This is a genomic window from Empedobacter brevis NBRC 14943 = ATCC 43319 (assembly GCF_000382425.1).
Classification (GTDB): domain Bacteria; phylum Bacteroidota; class Bacteroidia; order Flavobacteriales; family Weeksellaceae; genus Empedobacter; species Empedobacter brevis.
Genome location: NZ_KB908296.1, coordinates 167,181 through 187,607, shown reverse-complemented (window position 1 = coordinate 187,607; position 20,427 = coordinate 167,181). Strand labels below are relative to the sequence as shown.

The window sequence follows — 20,427 nt, the reverse complement described above, 5'->3', positions numbered from 1 at the left end:
TCCTCTATTTCAGTTCGATTAGTTCTTTAATTGCTCGCTTATTTTACCAAATCTGCGTTCTCGGTTTTGATAATTTAAAACTGCTTTATAAAATTCTTCTTCGTTAAAATCAGGCCACAAAACTTCTGTAAAATACAATTCTGCATAGGCTATTTGCCACAATAAGAAATTGCTAATTCGAGTTTCGCCACTTGTTCTAATCATAAGATCTACCATTGGTAAATCGTGTGTATATAAGTTTTGGTGAACTAATTCTTCATTAAAATCATCGTCGGATATTTCACCGTCTTTGTATTTTTTTGCAATCGTTTTCATTGCATGTAACAACTCTTCTTTTGAGCCATAACTTAATGCTAATGTCAAAACACAACTTGTATTGTCCTTTGTTTTATCCATCGCTTTTTCCAAATCATTGTATGCTTTTCTTGGTAATTTTGATAGATCTCCAATGACATTCAAACGAATTCCATTTTTGTGTAACTCATTTATTTCGTCCTTTATTGCAGAACTTAACAAAGTCATTAAAACATTGACTTCTAATTTTGGACGGTTCCAATTTTCAGTTGAAAATGCGTAAAGTGTAAGATGTTGTATACCTAATTTGCGACAAGTTTCTATTGAAGATCTCACAGCACCCAAAGAACTTTTGTGTCCAAAGGTTCTTTCTTTACCATTCTTCTTTGCCCATCTACCATTACCATCCATAATAATGGCTACATGATTTGGTATATTATTTTTATCTATTTGTTCTACTAAACTAATTTCCATTCTTTTTAATCGCAATAACATGCAGGTCGACCAAAACTATAAGTTAAGGTGATTCCTGTTAATACATACCAGTCTTTACTAGACATATTTCCAAATTGTCTTTTATCAAATTCACTTTTTGATAAAGTTCCGTCTGCTATTGCCTCATTAAATCGATCAGAAAACTTTCCTGTGTTATAATCAAGATAATCTACATTTGCATAACGAACACCTGTTTCGAAAGATAAAATCCAATTGTAATTGAATCTTACTTTATAGCCAACTCCAAAAGGAATCGTCAAATCAGTATTGTATTTTGTTTTTTCTATAATCAAATCATTGTCTGCGTCATAATCATATTCCTTTCCTTTGGCAGAGAAAGCACCCAAACCTATAAAAATATAAGGAGATTGAGCTTTTTCCTGATCATCATTTATGCTAAAGAAATTATACTCAAACATTACTGACCCTTCTACTATATTGTTTCGAAAACTTTTTTTCCGGTCTAATTTATATTGCTCTTTCGAACGGTGATCACTTGCACCTACTTTCGAATAAGAAATATTTGCTCTAAATCCCATTTGTGGATTTATATTAAAACGATACAACCCTCCAATCGAAATAGGCAGAAAAATTTTCCCTCCAGGTTCAGTTTTTGTAGGAAATGGATTGATATAGCTGGCTTTTCCAACATCACCTATCACATTTGCCCCACCAGCAAAAATTCCGAGTTCGTGTCTTTGGGCAAAAATCATTTGCGACAAACACAATGTAAAAACGAACAAAAATAATCTCATCATAATGTTGTGTTATTTTTTCGGCTTTTGCTTTTTCTTCTTTTTAAATTCGAACAAATATAAACAAAAGTCAATTCAACGTAACTGATTTAACAAAAATTAAGAAGTTTTATTGTAAATTTTAATTCCTTTTATCTGAACCCCAAAGCATTTTTTCTCTCAAAGTCGTGAAATAAGTCGCATCAATAGCTTCAACAATTAGGATTTTGAACTCTGCTTTTTGTATGGTTAATTCAACGTCAGTTGTTAAAGGAAAGTTACGAGAATCTAATGATAAGAAGTATTCATTGGCACGACTTCGAATTTTCAAGTCTATTTTTTCGTTTTCCGAAACAACTAATGGACGTACATTCAAATTATGTGGTGCAACCGGTGTAATGACAAAATTTTGATTAGAAGGATGTACAATAGGTCCTCCACAACTTAAAGAATATCCTGTAGATCCTGTTGGTGTTGAAATAATCAACCCATCCGACCAAAAAGAATTTAGAAATTCGTTATTCAAATAAGCATCAACTGTAATCATACTTGTCGTTTCACGACGAACAACAGTCACTTCATTAATGGCAAAATTATTTTCAATTTCTACCCCATCACTCCTTTTGACCGTTAATAACGTACGTGGAATAATGTTGTATTCTCCATTGAAAAAACTATCCATTTGTTCCAGTAAAACACTTTTATTAATTGTTGCTAAGAACCCTAAACGACCTGTATTGACGCCTATTATCGGAATATTAGAATCTCTGACAATTGTCGTCGCAGACAATATGGTTCCATCTCCTCCAAAACTAAATAAAAATTTTACCGATTTATCTAAATCTTCATAAGAAGTATATGTTTCTACCTGTTCAAAACTAATATTTGTAGAATCCTTCAAAATTTGAAGAAAATTCTGCTCAACACAAAAAGCAATTTTATTTTGAATTAAATAATTAAGAAATGGAGGAATAATGTCCGTTAAAGACGTACTTGTTTTTTGTCCAAAAAGTGCAACTTTTATCATTAGGTATTCATGTATTTTAACAATTGTGCATAACGACTTTGCAGAAGCTCTTGCTTTTCATCGTTATAAAATTTTTGAATCACTTGGTATCCATACCGTTCAAAAGTTTCTCCAATTGCTAATAAATTAGATGAACTAAATTTTAATAAAACATAAACGCTATCTTCTTTGTAACCTACAATCAACATTCCCAGTACTTTTCCATTATTCACTTCGATAATGTTAGAAATTGCAGTCATCGACAAGTCTTTCTCTGCTATCGAAACTAACATTGAAACTCCTTGGGCAGAAACAAAAGGGAAATTTGCAAACGTATTGATAATATCAGTTTCTGTTATAGAACCAAGATATCTCGATTGCTCGTTCATAATTGGTAAGATATTCGCCTGATTCGCATACATCATCTGAATAGCATCTAAAAGTGTACTGGATTCCGAAAGGTAGAAGTTTTCTAAATATGACATATAATCCACTTTTTCATCATCAATAGATAGCTCTATCAAATCTTCTTCCGAAATATTACCAACAAAATCCAATCCTTTCAATAAAGGTAGATGAGTTAATTTATTCTCTTGAACAACTTCTAAAAGTTGGCTTGGAGAAGAATCAACTTTTCCTGGTTTCACTTCGTTCGATAAATATTCAGTAATATACATGGCACAAATTTATATATTTTAATACATTAATTCTCTATTTTCAGTTCTAATTCAGTTAAAATCACTCATTATTAATTAAAATTTAACCAATTTATTTTAAAATATTTAGTCAAAATATATTCCAAAAACAAGACTTAACTGAAAAATAATATAATTTCGAATAAAAATAAACATGATTTACAATTTATTAAACTGAAGCTCTTTCATAAATTCAAAAAAGAATGGCTTAAATTTTGTAGCTTTGCACTACCAATTATAGCATTGAATGAAAAACCCATTATTTTATGCCAAAATTTTGCTGTTTGGCGAATATGGAATTATTGAAAACTCGAAAGGATTAACAATTCCTTATAATTTTTATCAAGGTGCATTAAAGTTTGAACCTTCTGAAATTGCAGAACAATCAAACGCTCACCTTAAAAATTATGCAAAATTTTTAGAAGAAAATTTTGCCGACACATTTGATACGAAATCTTTTTCGAAAGATGTTGCTAACGGAATGTATTTCGACTCTAACATTCCTCAAGGATATGGCGTAGGTAGTTCCGGCGCTTTGGTTGCCGCTATTTATGACAAGTATGCGTTGTCTAAAATAGACATCAATCAGCATCTGAATAAAGAAAAAATTAGCGAATTAAAAGCTCTTTTCGGAAAGCTAGAATCGCATTTTCATGGAAAAAGTTCAGGAATTGATCCGTTAATTTGCTACATGAATATTCCTTTACTGATTCAGTCAAAAGATGATATTTCTACAATTGGTTTACCTTCTGCAAATGCCAACGGAAAAGGCGCTGTATTTTTGATTAATTCCGGTACTCCGGGAGAAACAGCTCCTATGATTCATATTTTCTTTGAGAAAATGAAAAAAGAAGGTTTCCGTAAAACATTGAAAGAAGAATTTATTAAATACAATAATGCTTGTATTGAGTATTTTGTGAAGGGTGAATACAATCCGCTTTTTGCAAACCTTCAGAAGTTATCTGCTTGGGGGTACGAGCATTTTCGACCTATGATTCCTCAAAAATTGGTTGATGCGTGGAAAACGGGAATTGACACAGATACCTATTACCTAAAGCTTTGCGGTTCTGGTGGAGGAGGCTATGTACTTGGTTTTACACAAGATTACGACAAGGCGAAAAGTTATTTAAAAGACTTTCAGACGGAAGTCATTTACAAATTCTAACAAACTAATCTCACAAAAATATAACCGATGAACGTTCAGAAAATAATCGTAAAAATTATTGCTTTATTTTCTGTTGTTCGTGGATACAACTTAATTGTACTCATTTTAGCACAATATCTTGCCGCTCTTTTTATTTTTGCGCCAGAAGTTAGCCATCGTCAATTGTTAACAAATCCTCGATTAGATGGTCTTATTCTTTGTTCTATTCTTTGTGTAGCTGCAGGCTACATTATCAATAATTTTTATGATTTAGAAAAAGATGAGCTCAAACGACCATTGCAAGTCTATTTGCAAAAACAAGTCTCGCAAGGGTTTAAATTAACCGTTTATATTGTCTTAAATGCATTTGCTTTACTTCTTGCTGCTTTAATCTCTTGGAAAGTTTTTATCTTCTTTTTAGTTTATCAATTTCTGGTTTGGTTTTACAGTCATAAAATCAACCGATTTGCACTGATTAAAAACTTTTATCTCGTCATTATTCGCGTCATGCCGTTTTTTGCTTTACTGGTGTATTTCGATAACTTTACATTCAACTTAGCTTTACATGCCACTTTTTTAACCATTCTATTGTTGATTACAGATATCGTTAAAGATCTCAGTTCACAAAAAGCAGATTTAATTTACAGTTACGATTCTATTCCAATCAAATACGGGATTGACTTTACAAAAGTTTTAATCTCATGCTTGATTATTACGGAGCTTATTATCGGATTCATTATTGTGATGAAAAATGATGTGGGTGCAATGAAATACTTTTTTATTGCTTCTAATATTGCATTTACCCTGATTCTATTTACCATTTGGAGAATCAAAACAATGCAAGGATATAAGATTTTACACTATTTTTTTAAGGGAATGATTGTTGCAGGCGTATTTAGTATCGTATTAATCGAAATAAATCCCTTAACTTTGCAAACTATTGCGCAAAATTTTAATAAGCGCATAAATTAATCAAATTCAGATGAATAACAGACGAAATCAATCCAACGACAGAAATTCCCAAGGCGGGAACAATCGTGGAAAAGGTGGAAACAGAGGAAACGCTTCTTCTAAACCATCTTCAGGGAAAGGAAAACCAACTTTTGGAGGAAAACCTTCAGAAGACGGAAAGAAAAGTTTTGGACCAAAGAAACCGTTTAACAAACAAGGTGAAAAACCATTTGTTAAAAGACTGAAAAAAGCACCAGTTGATGACGGGACTATTCGTTTAAATAAATATGTAGCGAATGCAGGGATTGCATCCAGAAGAGAGGCTGACGAGTTGATCAAAACTGGAATCGTTACAGTGAATGGTCAAGTGATTACTGAAATGGGGTACAAAGTACAACCCGAAGATGAAGTTCGTTTCGATGGTCGTAAAATCTCTTCAGAGAAAAATGTATATTTTGTGTTGAATAAACCAAAAGGTTTTATTTCAACTTCAAAAGATGAAAAAGATCGTAAAACCGTAATGGACCTGATGGCAAACGCAACTACAGCTCGTATTTTTCCTGTAGGACGTTTGGACAGACAAACAACAGGGGTTTTATTGTTTACAAATGATGGTTACCTAACAAAAAAATTAACGCATCCAAGTCATGATATTAAAAAAATATATCATGTTACATTGGACAAAAAATTAACAGCAAATGATTTAGCTGACATCAAAAAAGGTGTTCGTTTAATTCCGGAAGGAATTGCAGTTGTTGATGCAATTTCATTTATCGAAGGAAGACCAAAAAATGAGGTTGGAGTAGAATTGCACATAGGTTGGAACCGTGTGGTTCGCCGTATTTTTCAAGAGAAAGGATACGAAGTTGAAGCTTTAGACCGCGTTTCTTTTGCAGGACTTACAAAGAAAACTTTACAAAGAGGTGAATACAGAAAATTAACCGAGTTAGAAGTTAACTTCTTGAAAATGTTATAATACCTCATCAAAATATTTCATAAAAAAATCTCCCAAATGGGAGATTTTTTGTTTAGTCTTTCTCTACCCTGTTTCCCGAAGCTTCCACTATTTTTCGATTTGCTTCTTTTACAAAATCATCTGCCTCTTTTTGTGTCATTTTTTGTCCTTTTGAAGGAATTTTTATCTTTTCTCTTTTCGAAGCCTCTTTTACATGAATTGCTTTAAATACAGTTTCATACTGTTCATCTTCTAACATCGTTTCAGCTTTTAATTCTAGAATTAACCCCGGTAAACCATTAAAAAATACAGGTCCGCCTTTTGGTTGTAAAGTTGATGCAAACCAAGCTTCTATTTTTGAATTTTGATGTTCTGTCATTGCTTTTCTGACTGTTATTCCTAAAAGTTGTTTTGTTTCTCTACTAATCGTCCAGTTATAGGTTGGCAAATGATCGGTTATTAAAACATTTTTATTCAGATAATTATCTTCAATCATGTATTTCGAATTCTTATAATCGATATAAATGTGATCTGTAATTGTACTCATTGACATGGATGATTGATTTTGCTCATTCTTTATTCGTTCAATTTCGCTGAAATAAGACTGATTTTCATCAAAAAGTAAAGCGTAATATTTTGGTGTTGAATTATTTTTATCCAATTCTGCCTTAAAATTTGCATCCTTTTCATCTAAGAATATTTTATCATATGTTTCATATTCTACTTTCCATAAATTTTGAGCAAATACAGCTTGAGTAAAAGTCATCAAAACAAATATTAAACCTTTCATTTTCATGCTATTTATGATTATATAATCATAAATATAACAAAAAAACGACTCAAAATTGAGTCGTTTTTTTGTTATTAAAGGAAAAAATTATTTCTTTTCGATTTCTTTACCTTTGTTTTTTACATATTTTTCTAACCACTGATCTTGTTCCCATAACATGTGTAAAACATTTTCTTTGGCAGCGTATCCATGAGATTCTTTAGGTAATAATACCAAACGAGTTGTCGCTCCTAAACCTTTTAATGCATTGAAATAACGTTCTGATTGCATTGGGAAAGTTCCTGTATTGTTATCCGCATCTCCATGAATTAACAATAATGGTGTTTTCATTTTATTCGCATTTTGAAAAGGTGCCATTATATTATAAACATCTGGTGCTTCCCAATAATTACGTTGTTCTGACTGGAAACCAAACGGCGTTAATGTACGGTTATATGCTCCTGAACGTGCAATTCCTGCTGCAAATAAGTTTGAATGCGTTAATAAATTCGCTGTCATAAATGCACCATAAGAATGCCCACCAACAGCTACTTTTTCACGATCAATGAAACCTAAGTTATCCACAGCATCAATTGCTGCTTTAGCATTCGCTACCAATTGTGGGACAAAAGTATCATTTGGTTCCTCTTTTCCTTCTCCGATAATTGGGAAAGCCGCATCATCTAAAACTGCATATCCTCTCAATGCCCAAAAAATAGGACCTCCATAAGAAGGAGAAGTAAATTTATTTTCAGAAGTTGTGACCTGACCTGCTGTTGAAGCATCTTTAAACTCACGCGGATAAGCCCACATTAACATTGGCAATTTTTCTTTCTTCGATTTGTCGTAATTTGGCGGTAAATACAACGTTCCTGATAACTCTACTCCATCAGCACGTTTGTAAGTAATTAATTCTTTTGAAACTTTACTCATCGCTTCAAAAGGATTTTTTGTAAATGTTACTTGTTTTGGCTTTCCTCCTTTTTGAAAAATAGTACGAACATATAAATTTGGATAATCTGTTTTAGACTGAATTTGTTCTAAAATAATTCCTTTCTTTGGATCAATAACACGAGCGATTGTTTCTAGCTTATCTGATTTCTTTGCTCTCCATAAACGAGACGTTTTTTGTGTTTTGATCTCAAAATCATCTACAAAAGGTAAAATTCCTTCCGGAGAAACACCTTCTCCAACTAACATCAATTTCCCTTTGTTGATTGAAAGTACATTAAATCCGTAATCATTCATTTCTGTAACAAAATTTCCTGGATTATTGTAGGCATCTTGTGTATTTCTATTGAAGAAACGAACCGGTTCTTGTTTTGGATTCGATGGATTGAAAAGATAAGTACTTTCATTACGTGTATTGTACCACGCATCACGAACTAAAGCGACCTCATCATTCCCCCAAGTAACTCCTCTGTAACGGTCTTTTACTTTTACCAATAATTCTTTCTCAGATGTGAATGGTGCTGTAACTTGATAAAGCGCGTCACGATACTCTGCCGGCTTGTTAGCATCTCCACCATCTAAAGCTTCAACCCAGTATAATGTATTTGGTTTATCAGCTCTCCAATTCAAACTTCTTTTCCCTATTATAGTAGAAGAAAATCCTTTAGGAACTACTTCTTGCAATTCTTTATGATCAATTTCTTTTACTAACTTCCCGTTGATGTCATATACAACATCTGTAGAAGGAAAACTACTATATGTGACTAAATAAGAGAACGGTTTTTTGATCTCATTGACCAAGACATATTGTCCATCCGGAGAAATTGCAACATCTGTATACATTGCTGCATCTTTCCATTTCGACTTTGCTCCTGTTTCGATATTCACTTTTACCAATTCAGAAATCGCCAATTGTTCGAAATTGAACTCATCATTTTTATTCTTCAATAAATCCTGGTAGGTTCTATTTTGAGCTTCTTTTCCATCTGCAACAGAAACTGTTGGTCCAGTAGGAATCACATCAACCGTATTTATCAACGCTTTTCTAGAAGCAGGAATCACATTTACCAATACTTCTGAATCTGAAATCCAACTAAAAGGGCGGCCTAAATTTGCATTCAATTTGTCTTCATACACTTTAATTGCAACCTGTGTTTTTACATCTACAATCCACAATTCAACTCCTTTATCTGTTGTATTTGTTAGTGCAAATTTTGATTGACTTGTGTTCCAAGATTGATTCGAAAAACGACCTTTCGCTGGTAAACCAGCAATCACTTTTTCTTTTGATGTTTTAAGATCAAAAAACGTAATTCTCTCGCTAAACGTTTCTCGAGAATTAATATTTGTTACCGGATTTATACGCAATCCAGCCAAGCGCAATTCTGTTTCTGACAATTCGTTAATTGTTTTATAACGACTTCTATAAGACAAAAATGCATTTTCTGCTTTACGATCTGTACTAATTGATGGTGGCATATCTGCATCTGCCAATTGTAATATTTCTTGTGGCGGTAATTGAAATGTAACATTTTCTTGTGCATTTACCGATGTTCCTAAAGTCATCGCTAAAAACAGCAATGAATAAACAATTTTCTTCATGTGTGATTGATATTTTACATGATAAAGATATTGAATCTTTCGTAAAGCAATATGACGGAAATTAGTATTCGATAAAAAATGAATAAAAAAAGACGAATCATTTGAAACGTCTCTCTCTTTTTATCTTCTCTTTCCTCCTTTCGCCTTATTGGGATTGCTTTTCCCTACTCGTGCTTGTGAAGTTTTGGTTTTTGGCTTTGATTTTTTAATTGATTTCCCTTTTGAATCTTTGAAATCAGGAGAAATTTCTTTTGATTTTTTTACAGATGATTTTTTCGGTTTTGATGTAGTTTTCTTTTCTTCATGTTTTTCCGAATCTTTTGTCAAACGATTGATTTCTGCTAATTCTTCTGCAGTTAGATCTCGGTGCTGACCAATTCCTACATTCAAGGTTAAGTTCATTATTCGAACCCGTTCTAATTTTTTGACATTGTAACCAAAATAATCACACATACGGCGAATTTGCCTATTTAAACCTTGTATCAACGTAATTTTAAAAACATTGTTACTTATTTTCTCTATTTTACATTTTTTTGTGACTTGATTCAAAATCGGAACACCTTTAGACATTCGTTCGCAAAAATCGTCTGTAATGGGCTTATCAACCGTTACAATATATTCTTTTTCATGATTATTCCCTGCCCGTAAAATTTTATTCACAATATCTCCATCACTCGTTAATAAGATCAATCCTTGTGAATCTTTGTCTAAACGGCCAATCGGAAAAATTCGCTCTCCAAAAGAAAGAAAATCAATAATATTATCAGGATCTGTAGAATCTGTTGTACACGTAATTCCAACAGGTTTATTCAGCATAATATAAACAGCGTTTTCCTTTTCTCTTGGCTCTATCTCAACTCCTTTCACCGTTACCACATCATGAGGCCCTACAAATTGACCTATTTTAGCAACTCTTCCATTTATCTGAACCAATCTGTTTTCGATGTACTGATCTGCTTCTCGTCTCGAACAGAACCCACTATCACTGATGTATTTATTTAAACGTAAAAAACTAGTCTCCTCCATAACTACAAAGATAGTTTTTTATCGACTTGAAATATATCCCGACAAAATTCTTTCTCCTCCTCAAAAAAGAAGAATCTTATTTATATTTACACAACCAAAGATTTTTGAGAAATGAAAAAAATATTTTTTTTGAAGACGTGTGATACTTGCAAACGCATCATGAAAGAGTTTGATTTTACAGGTTTTGACTTGCATGAAATTAAATCAACCGCAATTTCTGAAGAAGAATTAGCCGAAATGAAAGATTTAGCAGGAAGCTATGAAGCTCTTTTTTCGCGTCGCGCTCAGAATTATAAAAAATTAGGATTGAAAGATCAACAACTTTCTGAAGAGGATATCAAAAATTATATTTTATCGGATTATACATTCTTGAAGCGTCCTGTGGTTGTTGACGGAGATAAAATTTTTATCGGTAACGAAAAGAAGAACTTAGAAGCCCTAGGGCAATATTTGAAATAGAAATCACACATGAAAAAAACAATTTTATTCAGTACGCTTTTGATGAGCGCCAGTTTACTTGCTCAGAAAAAGAATGTCACAATGGAAGACGCTGTACTTGGATTATCGACAAATTTACGTATCGAAAGTCTAAATCAAGTTCAATGGATCCCGAATCAAAATGCGTACACGCAAAATGTAAAAACGTCTTACGGAGAAGCTTTAATCAAGAAAGAAGTTCCTTCGCTAAAAACGGATACCATTTTCAGAAGTTCTCAATTCGAGAATAAAAGAATTCCTTCTTTGAATTGGATCAATGATAAGCAAGCATATTATTCTACAAAAACGGGTTACAAAACAATTACAACTGCTGGTCAGCAAACAGATTGGCTAAAGCTTCCTGATAATGCAGAAAATATAGAATTTGACGCAACAAATAATCAAGTTGGATATGTGATTGATAACAATTTATTTTTTGTTGATAAAGCGGGAAAAACACATCAAATTACCAAAGACGGAAAATATGAAATCGTCAATGGAAAATCGGTTCATCAAAATGAATTCGGGATTCACAAAGGAATTTTTATTTCGCCAAAAGGAAGTTTAGTTGCTTTTTATAGAATGGATCAAACTGTTGTAACAGATTATCCGATTATCGATTGGTCTGTTCAACCTGCGGTGAACAAAAACATCAAATATCCGTTTGCCGGAACCAAAAATCATACGGTAACATTAGGTGTTTATAATCCGGCAACTCAGAAAACAACTTTCTTAGAAACGCATCCGGAAGTAGATCATTACCTTACTTCGGTTACGTGGTCTCCTGATGAAAAACATATTTACATTGCATTATTGTCTCGTAATCAAAAACATTTGGAATTAAACCAATATGATGCCGTTTCAGGAAAATTGATTAAAACATTATTCAAAGAAGATGATGCAAAATATGTAGAACCTCAGAACGAATTACACTTTATTCCCGGAAAAACAAACGAGTTTGTTTGGTGGTCACAACGTGATGGTTTTATGCATTTGTATCGTTTCAATACAGCCGGAAAATTATTAAACCAAATCACAAAAGGAGATTGGATTGTAACAGATCTTGTTGGAGAAAATGCGAAGAAAAAAGAATTCTTAATCATGACAACAAAAGATTCTCCGAAAGATCGTCATTTATATGCGGTAAATTGGGAGAATGGAAAATTGCGTAAAATAACAACAGATGCAGGTACACACAATGTTTCGGTTTCATCGAACGGAGAATATGCGATTGACAACTGGAGTAATGACAACACGCCTCGTAAAATTGATGTGTTGGATGCGAATGGAAAATTCAAACAAAATATCTTAACTGCTCAAAATCCTTTAACAAATTACAACACTGCGAAAGTTGAAAATGTAACGTTAAAAGCGGATGATGGAACAGATTTGTATGGAAAATTAATCTATCCCACAAACTTTGATTCTTCGAAAAAATATCCAGTTATCGTTTATTTATACAATGGACCTCACGCGCAATTAATCACGAATCGTTTTCCTGCAACAGGAAATCTTTGGTACGATCATTTAGCCGAAAAAGGCTATGTTGTGTTTACAATGGATGGACGAGGATCAGCGAATAGAGGTCTTAAATTTGAGCAAGCTATCCATGGAAATGTAGCAACAACAGAAATGAATGATCAAATGAAAGGTGTCAACTTCTTGAAAACCTTACCTTTCGTAGATGCGGAACGTATGGGAATTCATGGCTGGTCGTATGGTGGATTTATGACCACTTCTTTTATGTTACGTAAACCTGATGTTTTCAAAGTTGGAGTAGCCGGTGGACCAGTTTTAGATTGGGCACAGTATGAAATCATGTACACAGAACGTTACATGGAATCGCCACAAGATAATCCTGAAGGTTTCAAAAACACGAATTTAATTAACCGTGTAAAAGACTTAAAAGGTAAATTATTGATGATTCACGGAGCGCAAGATAATGTGGTAGTTTGGCAACATTCTATTGATTTTATTCGCGAAGCCGTGAAAAATGGTGTTCAAATGGATTACTTTGTTTATCCCGGACATGAGCACAATGTTCGTGGAAAAGATCGCGTTCATTTGATGCAAAAAATTACAGATTACTTCGATTTATATCTTAAACCAGAAGGTACATCTCAAAAATAATAGTCAACAAAAAACCACTTCCTTCGAAGTGGTTTTTTTATTATTTCGTGAGATCGTGAAATAGGTTCTGTATGATTTAAAATTCAGCCTTTATATAAGCTTCAACTTATTTTTTTATAAATTCAAATTTCTGATCTGATTCTTCTATTGTAAACGTTTTTTTATCTTTCGAAAAATTTAAATCAAGTCCAGCTTGTTCGTTTATAAACTTACCTTCACCTTGATAATTTAATGGAAATGTTTGTCCATTAAAAACAAAATTCAACTTATCATTTTCTGCTTTTAACACAAAATCTGCGTTCATCTGTTTATTGGTAAATGTTCCTTCATATTCTTTTGGATTAATCTTTTCTACCGGCTTTGCTTCTGTCATATTGAAAACATTGTTTTTGAGATCAGTATCCGGTAAAGCCCCTTTAGGATCTAGTTTTATTGTCGCAACTTCTTTTGTTGAAGGTACTTTAAATGACCATTCCGTATTACGTTTCCAAACTTCAACAGGCAACTTCATTTCTTGAGAAGTCCCGTCTTTGAAATTTATTTGAATTGTTGTTGGCATTGGTAGTTGTCCAAAGTTTTCAACTTTCAGAATCAATCCTTTCTTATAATCACCGTCCACATATTTAGCACTATTAATTCCTTGATCAATTGTCCATTTATTCAAAAACCAACCTCTCCAAAACCACGACAATTCTTCCCCTGCAACATTTTCCATTGTACGAAAAAAATCTTCCGGCGTTGGATGTTTAAAGGACCAATACTTAATATAGTGTCGTAAAGCTTTGTCAAATTTTTCTTCGCCTAAAATTGTTTCACGTAAAATTGTCATTCCTGCTCCAGGCTTATAATACAATAGAGCTCCAATATTTCTTTCTCGCATATTATCCGGTTGAGTTGTTACCGGTTCTAGATTTTCACTGAAAAAGAAATTACTCATTCTTTGTAAAGACTGTTTTTTATAATATTCTCCATTGTTGAAATTTTTTGTAGAAATGTCATTGATAAACGTATTAAAACCTTCATCCATCCAACCATGAACACGTTCATTAGAACCAACAATCATCGGGAACCAAATATGTCCGAATTCATGATCTGTAACGCCCCAAAGGCCTTCTCCTTTCGAATTCATGTGGCAGAAAACAATTCCCGGATATTCCATCCCCCCTTCATTTCCCGCTACATTTGTAGCAGCAGGATAAGGATATTCAAACCATTGTTTTGAGTAATGCTCTATTGATGCCTTTGTGTATTCTGTTGATCTTCCCCAGGCCGCTTGTCCGTCACTTTCGACAGGATAAGCAGAGATTGCTAATGATTTTTGACCGCTTGGTAAATTAATCTTTGCAGCATCTACGATAAAAGCAGATGATGAAGCCCATGCAAAATCGCGTGTATTCTGAATTTTAAACTTCCATGTTTTCGTTCCTTTTGCTGTTTTAGAAGCTTTATTCACTTCATCTGCTGAACGGATAATTACTGTTTTATCACTTGCTTTTGCTTTGTTCCATCTGTTTATTTCTTCTTTAGAATACACTTCATTCTGATTCAATAATTCACCCGATCCAACAACATAATGTGTAGATGGAACTGTTATACTAGCTGTTACATCTCCGTATTCCAAATAAAATTCTCCAGCTCCTAAATAAGGTAAAGTGTTCCATCCCATGATGTCATCATAAACAGCCATACGCGGAAACCATTGTGCCATTGTAAAAATCTTTCCATTCTTTGTTGGCTCTACTCCCATTCTATCCGCTCCATAATCAGGAGAAGTAAACGAATACTCAATTTTAATTTTAGCTTTTCCTCCTCTCGCTTTCAAATGGCTCGCTAAATCAATTTGCATCCGAGTATCAGAAATAGTGTAGTTTGCATTTTTCCCATCTATTTGAACAGATTTTATGTTATATCCACCTTCAAATTGGGACACAGAATCTCCGTAACGACTTCCGGAAAGAGGAACCAAAGTACTTCCCCGTGAATCTTTTTTGAATAAATTTTGGTCCAATTGCAACCATAAAAAGTCTAAATCATCAAAACTATTGTTGGTATACGTAATCTCTGAAGTTCCTGAAATTTCGTTTTTTTCTTCGTTTAAACTCACATTCAAGGTATAATCAGCACGGTTTTGCCAATAATTATGACCAGGTTTTCCACTCGCTGAACGAGTTTCGGTTGCATTATTTTGATAAAAAAAAGGTTTGAAAGCTTCTTGATAATCGTATTTTGGTTTTTCTTGTTGTCCAAAAACAGCAATAGAAAATAAGCTTATACCTAAAAAGATAGGTTTGAAATAATTTTTTTTCATGTGTGAAATTTTACAGCAACGTTAAATTTACTTTTAATTTTTCAAACACATCAAATAAGTTTCAAGTATTTCTCTATTCTTAAGAAAACATATTCATTCCACTCACTTTAAATAAAATTGACTTGCAGAATTGACAAAGTGTTTAAATGCTTGTGTTATTTCATTTTCTTTTTTGATTGTCAAAGGAAATGGAACCATGTGTGAATAATCAAACGCATAATCAACAATTTCAACAGCTGTTTTCAGCTTTCGATAACCTCCTTGTAATGTATTCAATGCTTCTATTGGCGGCGCCACTTCATCTTTTTCTAACACATATGATTTTATTTTCAGCTGAAGGTCTTTTAATCGTTCTTCTCTTTCTTTTTGAAAATAATTGTAACGTAGCATCATCTTGAACCAGCTTTCTTCTTTGTGTAAAGACGGATTTTGAAAATGCCCCAGACGTTTGTCATTTTTGAAGTTTGTACTTAACAATTCAGCAAAAACAGTTTGCATCGTGATTGCAGCTTTAGAGTCCATAATATATTTAGAAATCGGATACATTCGATCAATTGTCATCCCTCCACAAAAGCAGAATAACTTTGAATCTGAAAAAATACCTTTCGGATTTGCCATCATCAAAATTACAGATAAAAAAGAGCCTATCGAATAACCAAATAAATCAATTTTAGCATTTTTCTTGATAGAAGATAATTCTCCATTTCTAATTTGATTGACTAATTTTATCGTATCGGAATAGGTTTGAAAACCAGACCAAAAAATTCGCTGCGGATACGCTTCCAGTCTTGCACTAATAGCGGCATTTACATAAGAAGAATCTGAATTGTCCCGGTTATCTTTCATTCTCATTTTAGATACTTCTACCATTTTACGTCTATCGCTCCAGGTATCTTCAGCTCTATTCATATGAAAAGCTATAGGAAAAAGAATAACAGCTTTTTTTGTTTGTTGAGCTATTTCATAAGCCCAAGGTAAATACTTGTCCCAATTTTTCTCATTCAATCCATGAAAAAAAATAATTGCTCCTTCTGCTTCTTCTGTATCCAAACGCTGAACAATGGTATAATCGAATTTTTTGTTGCATTCTATGTTGTAATCTCGAATGTCAACATCATCATTTCCATAAATCATGTTTACCGAATCACTTTCATCAAAACTAAGATGGTGATCTTTGCATATTAATTGAGAGGAATCTGTCAACAAATCTTCAGCTGAATCTGAAGTAATTTGATGTTTGATTAGTTTTAAATTAAGCGCCGGATATTTGGTTGAAGTTTGATTCAGATCAAAAGCTTCTTTTAACTGTTGATAAAGTTGATGATACTGCATACCAATGATTTTTAAATCACCTAATTTACTTAATTCCTATGCGTGCATATTAAAAGAAATGAAATTTCTGCCTAAAAATATCAATTTGATCACTTTCTTGACAAAATATTTTCAGAACAAAAAAAACTCATCCCGAAAGATGAGTTTTTAATAGTTGAATGATTATTTACATTCTATTTTTTATTTGCATAAAGAACAGGATTCAAATCCTCGTCATTGTACATTTTCATTTGTTTATACACTTTCATGTATTTTTTTCCTGCTTCAAAATCTGCTAACAATTCTTCAATCGCAATAGATAAATCTTGGTGTTGTTGATTCAGAATATCTAATTTCAATTGACAAGCTGCTTTATGTTCTGGGGTAGCATCTTCACGTTCTACCTCTTGTTTCATGTGGTAAACTTTCAAAGATAAAATTGAAAAACGATCCACAGCCCAAGCAGGGGACTCAGTATTATAGGTTGCATCAGCTTTCACTTCAACATTTTCATATTGCTTTAAAAACCAGCTATCTACATACTCTACCATATCCGTACGCTCTTGGTTCGATTTATCAATCCAGCGTTTCAAACTTAGTGCTTCAACAGGATCAATTTCCGGGTTACGGATAATATCTTCTAAATGCCATTGTACAGTATCAATCCAGTTTTTCTTGTACAATAAGTGAGCAATCAAATCATCTTCGTTATATGGATTTTCGATTTGACGATTTACGTCATCATATTGGTGATAGTCATTAATGCTTTGATTAAAAATAGACCAAGCTTTATCTGTAAATTTCATGTGTATTTGTTTATAAAATAAAAGCATTGCAATTAAAATTGTTCAACTACAATGCTTTATTATTTAATTAAAAATAGATTTTAATTCTCCTTTTTCTCAGAAGTCGTTTCTGTTGCTTCTGATTTGTTCTCATCTTTTGTTGCTTTCTTAAATTCGTTTAAACCCGAACCTAATCCTCTCATTAATTCAGGAATTTTTTTACCTCCGAATAATAATAAAACAACAAGTACGATTACGATCCATTCTTTACCTCCTAATCCCATACTGAATTGATTTTAATGCAAATATATAATTTTTTTCTTACATTCCTGCTACCCAAGAAGCAGGATTTTGTTTCGTTGTCCCACTCCAAACCTGGAAATTCATTACTGTTTCTCCTTCTCCACTTGTATAGACAATTCCTAAAGATTGCCCACGTTTTACAACATCATCTTTTGAAACACTTACGCTTGAGATATTGGTATAGACTGTAAAATATGACCCATGTCGAATTAGAATAGATTTATTTCCTCCGGGAATGGCTATAACACCTTGAACAGTCCCCTCATATACAGCACGAGCATGCGCACCTTTATAAGTAGAAATATCTACACCACTATTTTGTGTTGTGATGTTGGACAAAACAGGATGTGAATTTGATCCAAATCGGCTCACAATTGTTCCTTTATCAACCGGCCAAGGTAAACGTCCTCTATTAGAAGAAAACTCTCCTGAAATACCTTCAGAGTCCGGACGTTCTGCATGAGTTTCAGCTGGTTTTACAGCATCTACTTTAACAACACGTTCCTTTTCCGGAACTTTTGTCACCACTTTTTGTTCTGCTTCTATTTTAGCCTTACGCTCTGCTTCTGCTTTTGCAGCTGCAATTTTACGTGCATCTTCTTCTTTTTGAGCTTTTAAACGAGCTTCTTCTTCAGCTTTACGTTGCGCAATAATACGTTGACGCTCTGCTTCTGCCTCACGTTCTAACTGTTCAAATTTTGAAATCTCAGTTTTTGCGGTAGAGACAAAATTTCCAGCAGGATGATTCTTTAAATAAGATTGATATGCTTGTTTTGTATGTGCAGAACGTGCAATGTTCCAAGCTTTAGCATCATTCTCAATTCGTAAAATAGCTGTGCGAGCAGACTTTGCATAATCTCCTTTCGGATTATCTCTCAAATATTCATTGTAAGATGCAATTGTATTTCCACGTTTTGCTTCGTTCCAATCCTTTAAATCTTTTTCAGCACGGATTTTAGCCTGGCGAATTTCTTCTTCAATAATAGCCTTAATCTGGGCATCTATTTGGCGCTGCTGAGCTTCTTTTGCATTGATTTCAGCAACAATAACGCCTTCATTTTTATGAAATTCTTCTACTGCTTTTTCTTTTGTCAATCGTTCCTTTTCAAGATTTTGACTAAATAGCGTTTGCTGAGAAAGGACTTTTGCTTTTTCGTCTTTTGCTTTCTCTTTTTGTGCTTTTTTATGTTGAATATCGGTTTGTTTACCAATAATTTCGTTCGCCTGTCCCAATTGGAATGCCGAATATTTCTCTAAATATTTGATACGACGATACGCCTCTCCCAAACTTTTAGAAGAAAGCACAAAAAGTAATTTATTTTCAACAGATTTGTTCTTGTACGCACGAACCAAAACCTGTTTGTATTCTTTTTTTAGTTCTACCAACTCACGCGAAAGCTTATTAATCTCTAATTGAGTTAAATAAATTTCATCCTCAATAAATCGTTTTTCTTTCGATAAGTTGTTCACTAATTTACTCTGAACTTGAATTTTTTTTGTCAAATTCTGTACATAATCAACATTTAACTTCGAATTTCGTTTATTAACCTCGAGTTGTTTGTTTAAGTTTATAATCTCTTTTTTTAGCTGAGCATTTTGCTTTTGTAAGTTCGCTTTATTATACGGAACCTGCGCAAACACTGATAATGACAACGTTAAAAATACAGTTGATAAAACAAACTTCATTATTTTATTTCTTTTTTCTTATACCCATCTGGAATTGAGAACGGTGTGTTCGTTTCCTGAAACGTAAAACTATTATATTCCAAATCTATTCGACGCGTTTTTTTCTCTTTTATAATAATTTTAACATTTTTTGGAAACTCCTCTTCTCCGGCTTTTATCCAGTTATTGTAAACCAAATCAACTTCCATTTTACGTTTTGGATCTTTTAAATGTGCTTCCTTCAAGCGAAATCCATTGTCAAAAATATACGTCTGAATGTATTCCCCTTCTTTAGGAGAAGTTACAATATCTTGGTTTTTATTGTATGTAATTGTGTATTGATCATTCAAAAAAGCAGCTGTGTAATCTGTCGGATTTAAATCAACGAAAACCTTTCCTAGCATTAAATTTTGTAATTTTTGATAATCAATAAAATCAACTTTCAATAATTTATTTGCAATAGAAAAGTCTCCTTCATAATAAGTTCCTCCTAATTTCTCATAAGCCGAAAAACCATTTGGCGTAATCAATGAACGCGCACCGGTAAAACCAAATTTGGTTGCATTAACCCATATCTTTTGTCCATTTTTTATCGCAATTGTTGCATTTACATCACCCGAAATTTCTTCTAAATCTGCAGTAACCTTTGCTTTTATTGTCAAATCTTTGAATTCCGATTTTTTGGACAATGTTTGCTGAATAATTTTTGCCGAAGCTGATATTACTTCGGTATTATTTTTATCAACTTTTGCTATTTTTTGAGTATTACAAGCTGTTGTAATAACTCCTAAACAAAAGATATACGTTAATTTCTTCATCATATTTT

General features: G+C 33.1%; 18 protein-coding genes. 5 read left to right on the top strand and 13 right to left on the bottom strand.

What is annotated here, in order from left to right:
• Positions 1-18: 18 nt before the first annotated feature.
• The 4 genes from H277_RS0110860 to H277_RS0110845 all read right to left on the bottom strand — a co-directional run bounded on the left by H277_RS0110860 (position 19) and on the right by H277_RS0110845 (position 3,206).
• Positions 19-762, bottom strand: coding sequence for an isoprenyl transferase (locus H277_RS0110860; protein ID WP_026357543.1), 744 nt, complete (start codon positions 760-762; stop codon positions 19-21).
• An 11-nt stretch (positions 763-773) separates the two neighbouring features.
• Complete coding sequence (gene porG, locus H277_RS0110855) at positions 774-1,547, bottom strand: type IX secretion system protein PorG (RefSeq protein WP_146810500.1); 774 nt, start codon at positions 1,545-1,547, stop codon at positions 774-776.
• Between the two features lie 118 nt (positions 1,548-1,665).
• Complete coding sequence (locus H277_RS0110850; RefSeq protein ID WP_019975621.1) at positions 1,666-2,550, bottom strand: NAD kinase; 885 nt, start codon at positions 2,548-2,550, stop codon at positions 1,666-1,668.
• The gene (locus tag H277_RS0110845; RefSeq protein ID WP_019975620.1) at positions 2,550-3,206 is read right to left on the bottom strand and encodes a CBS domain-containing protein; all 657 of its coding nucleotides are present in this window, start codon (positions 3,204-3,206) and stop codon (positions 2,550-2,552) included. Before H277_RS0110845 ends, H277_RS0110850 begins: the two co-directional genes overlap by 1 nt.
• A 265-nt stretch (positions 3,207-3,471) precedes the next feature.
• Between H277_RS0110845 and H277_RS0110840 the strand changes: the two genes are divergently transcribed.
• The 3 genes from H277_RS0110840 to H277_RS0110830 are packed head-to-tail and all read left to right on the top strand — an operon-like array spanning position 3,472 to position 6,295.
• Positions 3,472-4,389 carry a mevalonate kinase family protein gene (locus H277_RS0110840; protein WP_019975619.1) on the top strand — a complete coding sequence of 306 codons (918 nt, stop codon included), beginning with the start codon at positions 3,472-3,474 and terminating at the stop codon, positions 4,387-4,389.
• A gap of 27 nt (positions 4,390-4,416) precedes the next feature.
• Positions 4,417-5,340, top strand: a complete 924-nt coding sequence (locus H277_RS0110835; protein WP_019975618.1) for a UbiA family prenyltransferase — start codon at positions 4,417-4,419, stop codon at positions 5,338-5,340.
• A 10-nt stretch (positions 5,341-5,350) separates the two neighbouring features.
• A complete protein-coding gene (locus H277_RS0110830; protein ID WP_019975617.1) occupies positions 5,351-6,295 on the top strand; it encodes a pseudouridine synthase in 945 nt (314 codons plus the stop codon).
• Positions 6,296-6,347: 52 nt separating this feature from the next.
• Here the strand turns inward: H277_RS0110830 and H277_RS0110825 are convergent, their stop codons facing one another.
• The 3 genes from H277_RS0110825 to rluF all read right to left on the bottom strand — a co-directional run bounded on the left by H277_RS0110825 (position 6,348) and on the right by rluF (position 10,622).
• Positions 6,348-7,064 carry a GLPGLI family protein gene (locus H277_RS0110825; protein WP_169337520.1) on the bottom strand — a complete coding sequence of 239 codons (717 nt, stop codon included), beginning with the start codon at positions 7,062-7,064 and terminating at the stop codon, positions 6,348-6,350.
• Positions 7,065-7,151: 87 nt separating this feature from the next.
• Entirely contained in the window at positions 7,152-9,596 is a 2,445-nt protein-coding gene (locus H277_RS0110820) for an alpha/beta hydrolase family protein (protein ID WP_019975615.1), read from the bottom strand.
• Positions 9,597-9,716: 120 nt separating this feature from the next.
• Positions 9,717-10,622 (bottom strand): 23S rRNA pseudouridine(2604) synthase RluF, encoded by a 906-nt coding sequence (gene rluF, locus H277_RS0110810; RefSeq protein WP_019975614.1) that lies wholly within the window; start codon positions 10,620-10,622, stop codon positions 9,717-9,719.
• A 111-nt stretch (positions 10,623-10,733) separates the two neighbouring features.
• On the opposite strand from rluF, the gene H277_RS0110805 reads away from it, so the two are divergent.
• Positions 10,734-11,081: an arsenate reductase family protein gene (locus tag H277_RS0110805; RefSeq protein ID WP_026357540.1), complete on the top strand. Its 348-nt coding sequence runs from the start codon at positions 10,734-10,736 to the stop codon at positions 11,079-11,081.
• 9 nt (positions 11,082-11,090) lie between these two features.
• The gene (locus H277_RS0110800; protein ID WP_019975612.1) at positions 11,091-13,229 is read left to right on the top strand and encodes a S9 family peptidase; all 2,139 of its coding nucleotides are present in this window, start codon (positions 11,091-11,093) and stop codon (positions 13,227-13,229) included.
• A 106-nt stretch (positions 13,230-13,335) separates the two neighbouring features.
• Here H277_RS0110800 and H277_RS0110795 read toward each other — a convergent pair whose 3' ends face one another.
• The 6 genes from H277_RS0110795 to lolB1 all read right to left on the bottom strand — a co-directional run bounded on the left by H277_RS0110795 (position 13,336) and on the right by lolB1 (position 20,422).
• Positions 13,336-15,537: a M1 family metallopeptidase gene (locus H277_RS0110795; RefSeq protein ID WP_019975611.1), complete on the bottom strand. Its 2,202-nt coding sequence runs from the start codon at positions 15,535-15,537 to the stop codon at positions 13,336-13,338.
• A gap of 102 nt (positions 15,538-15,639) precedes the next feature.
• Positions 15,640-16,869 (bottom strand): DUF6051 family protein, encoded by a 1,230-nt coding sequence (locus H277_RS0110790; protein WP_019975610.1) that lies wholly within the window; start codon positions 16,867-16,869, stop codon positions 15,640-15,642.
• A 173-nt stretch (positions 16,870-17,042) separates the two neighbouring features.
• The gene (locus H277_RS0110785; RefSeq protein ID WP_019975609.1) at positions 17,043-17,654 is read right to left on the bottom strand and encodes a DUF4254 domain-containing protein; all 612 of its coding nucleotides are present in this window, start codon (positions 17,652-17,654) and stop codon (positions 17,043-17,045) included.
• A gap of 80 nt (positions 17,655-17,734) precedes the next feature.
• The gene (gene tatA, locus H277_RS0110780; RefSeq protein WP_019975608.1) at positions 17,735-17,917 is read right to left on the bottom strand and encodes a twin-arginine translocase TatA/TatE family subunit; all 183 of its coding nucleotides are present in this window, start codon (positions 17,915-17,917) and stop codon (positions 17,735-17,737) included.
• 37 nt (positions 17,918-17,954) lie between these two features.
• Positions 17,955-19,622, bottom strand: a complete 1,668-nt coding sequence (locus tag H277_RS0110775; protein WP_051094544.1) for a peptidoglycan DD-metalloendopeptidase family protein — start codon at positions 19,620-19,622, stop codon at positions 17,955-17,957.
• The gene (gene lolB1, locus H277_RS0110770) at positions 19,622-20,422 is read right to left on the bottom strand and encodes a lipoprotein insertase outer membrane protein LolB1 (RefSeq protein WP_019975606.1); all 801 of its coding nucleotides are present in this window, start codon (positions 20,420-20,422) and stop codon (positions 19,622-19,624) included. The genes H277_RS0110775 and lolB1 overlap by 1 nt, the downstream gene beginning before the upstream one ends.
• Positions 20,423-20,427 lie beyond the last annotated feature (5 nt).

Excerpts from the sequence above, each read along its gene's own strand:
- porG (WP_146810500.1), bottom strand. The coding sequence starts at position 1,547 with ATGATGAGATTATTTTTGTTCGTTTTTACATTGTGTTTGTCGCAAATG.
- H277_RS0110850 (WP_019975621.1), bottom strand. The coding sequence starts at position 2,550 with ATGATAAAAGTTGCACTTTTTGGACAAAAAACAAGTACGTCTTTAACG.
- H277_RS0110845 (WP_019975620.1), bottom strand. The coding sequence starts at position 3,206 with ATGTATATTACTGAATATTTATCGAACGAAGTGAAACCAGGAAAAGTT.
- H277_RS0110840 (WP_019975619.1), top strand. The coding sequence starts at position 3,472 with ATGAAAAACCCATTATTTTATGCCAAAATTTTGCTGTTTGGCGAATAT.
- H277_RS0110835 (WP_019975618.1), top strand. The coding sequence starts at position 4,417 with ATGAACGTTCAGAAAATAATCGTAAAAATTATTGCTTTATTTTCTGTT.
- H277_RS0110830 (WP_019975617.1), top strand. The coding sequence starts at position 5,351 with ATGAATAACAGACGAAATCAATCCAACGACAGAAATTCCCAAGGCGGG.
- H277_RS0110825 (WP_169337520.1), bottom strand. The coding sequence starts at position 7,064 with ATGAAAGGTTTAATATTTGTTTTGATGACTTTTACTCAAGCTGTATTT.
- H277_RS0110820 (WP_019975615.1), bottom strand. The coding sequence starts at position 9,596 with ATGAAGAAAATTGTTTATTCATTGCTGTTTTTAGCGATGACTTTAGGA.
- rluF (WP_019975614.1), bottom strand. The coding sequence starts at position 10,622 with ATGGAGGAGACTAGTTTTTTACGTTTAAATAAATACATCAGTGATAGT.
- H277_RS0110805 (WP_026357540.1), top strand. The coding sequence starts at position 10,734 with ATGAAAAAAATATTTTTTTTGAAGACGTGTGATACTTGCAAACGCATC.
- H277_RS0110800 (WP_019975612.1), top strand. The coding sequence starts at position 11,091 with ATGAAAAAAACAATTTTATTCAGTACGCTTTTGATGAGCGCCAGTTTA.
- H277_RS0110795 (WP_019975611.1), bottom strand. The coding sequence starts at position 15,537 with ATGAAAAAAAATTATTTCAAACCTATCTTTTTAGGTATAAGCTTATTT.
- H277_RS0110790 (WP_019975610.1), bottom strand. The coding sequence starts at position 16,869 with ATGCAGTATCATCAACTTTATCAACAGTTAAAAGAAGCTTTTGATCTG.
- H277_RS0110785 (WP_019975609.1), bottom strand. The coding sequence starts at position 17,654 with ATGAAATTTACAGATAAAGCTTGGTCTATTTTTAATCAAAGCATTAAT.
- tatA (WP_019975608.1), bottom strand. The coding sequence starts at position 17,917 with ATGGGATTAGGAGGTAAAGAATGGATCGTAATCGTACTTGTTGTTTTA.
- H277_RS0110775 (WP_051094544.1), bottom strand. The coding sequence starts at position 19,622 with ATGAAGTTTGTTTTATCAACTGTATTTTTAACGTTGTCATTATCAGTG.
- lolB1 (WP_019975606.1), bottom strand. The coding sequence starts at position 20,422 with ATGATGAAGAAATTAACGTATATCTTTTGTTTAGGAGTTATTACAACA.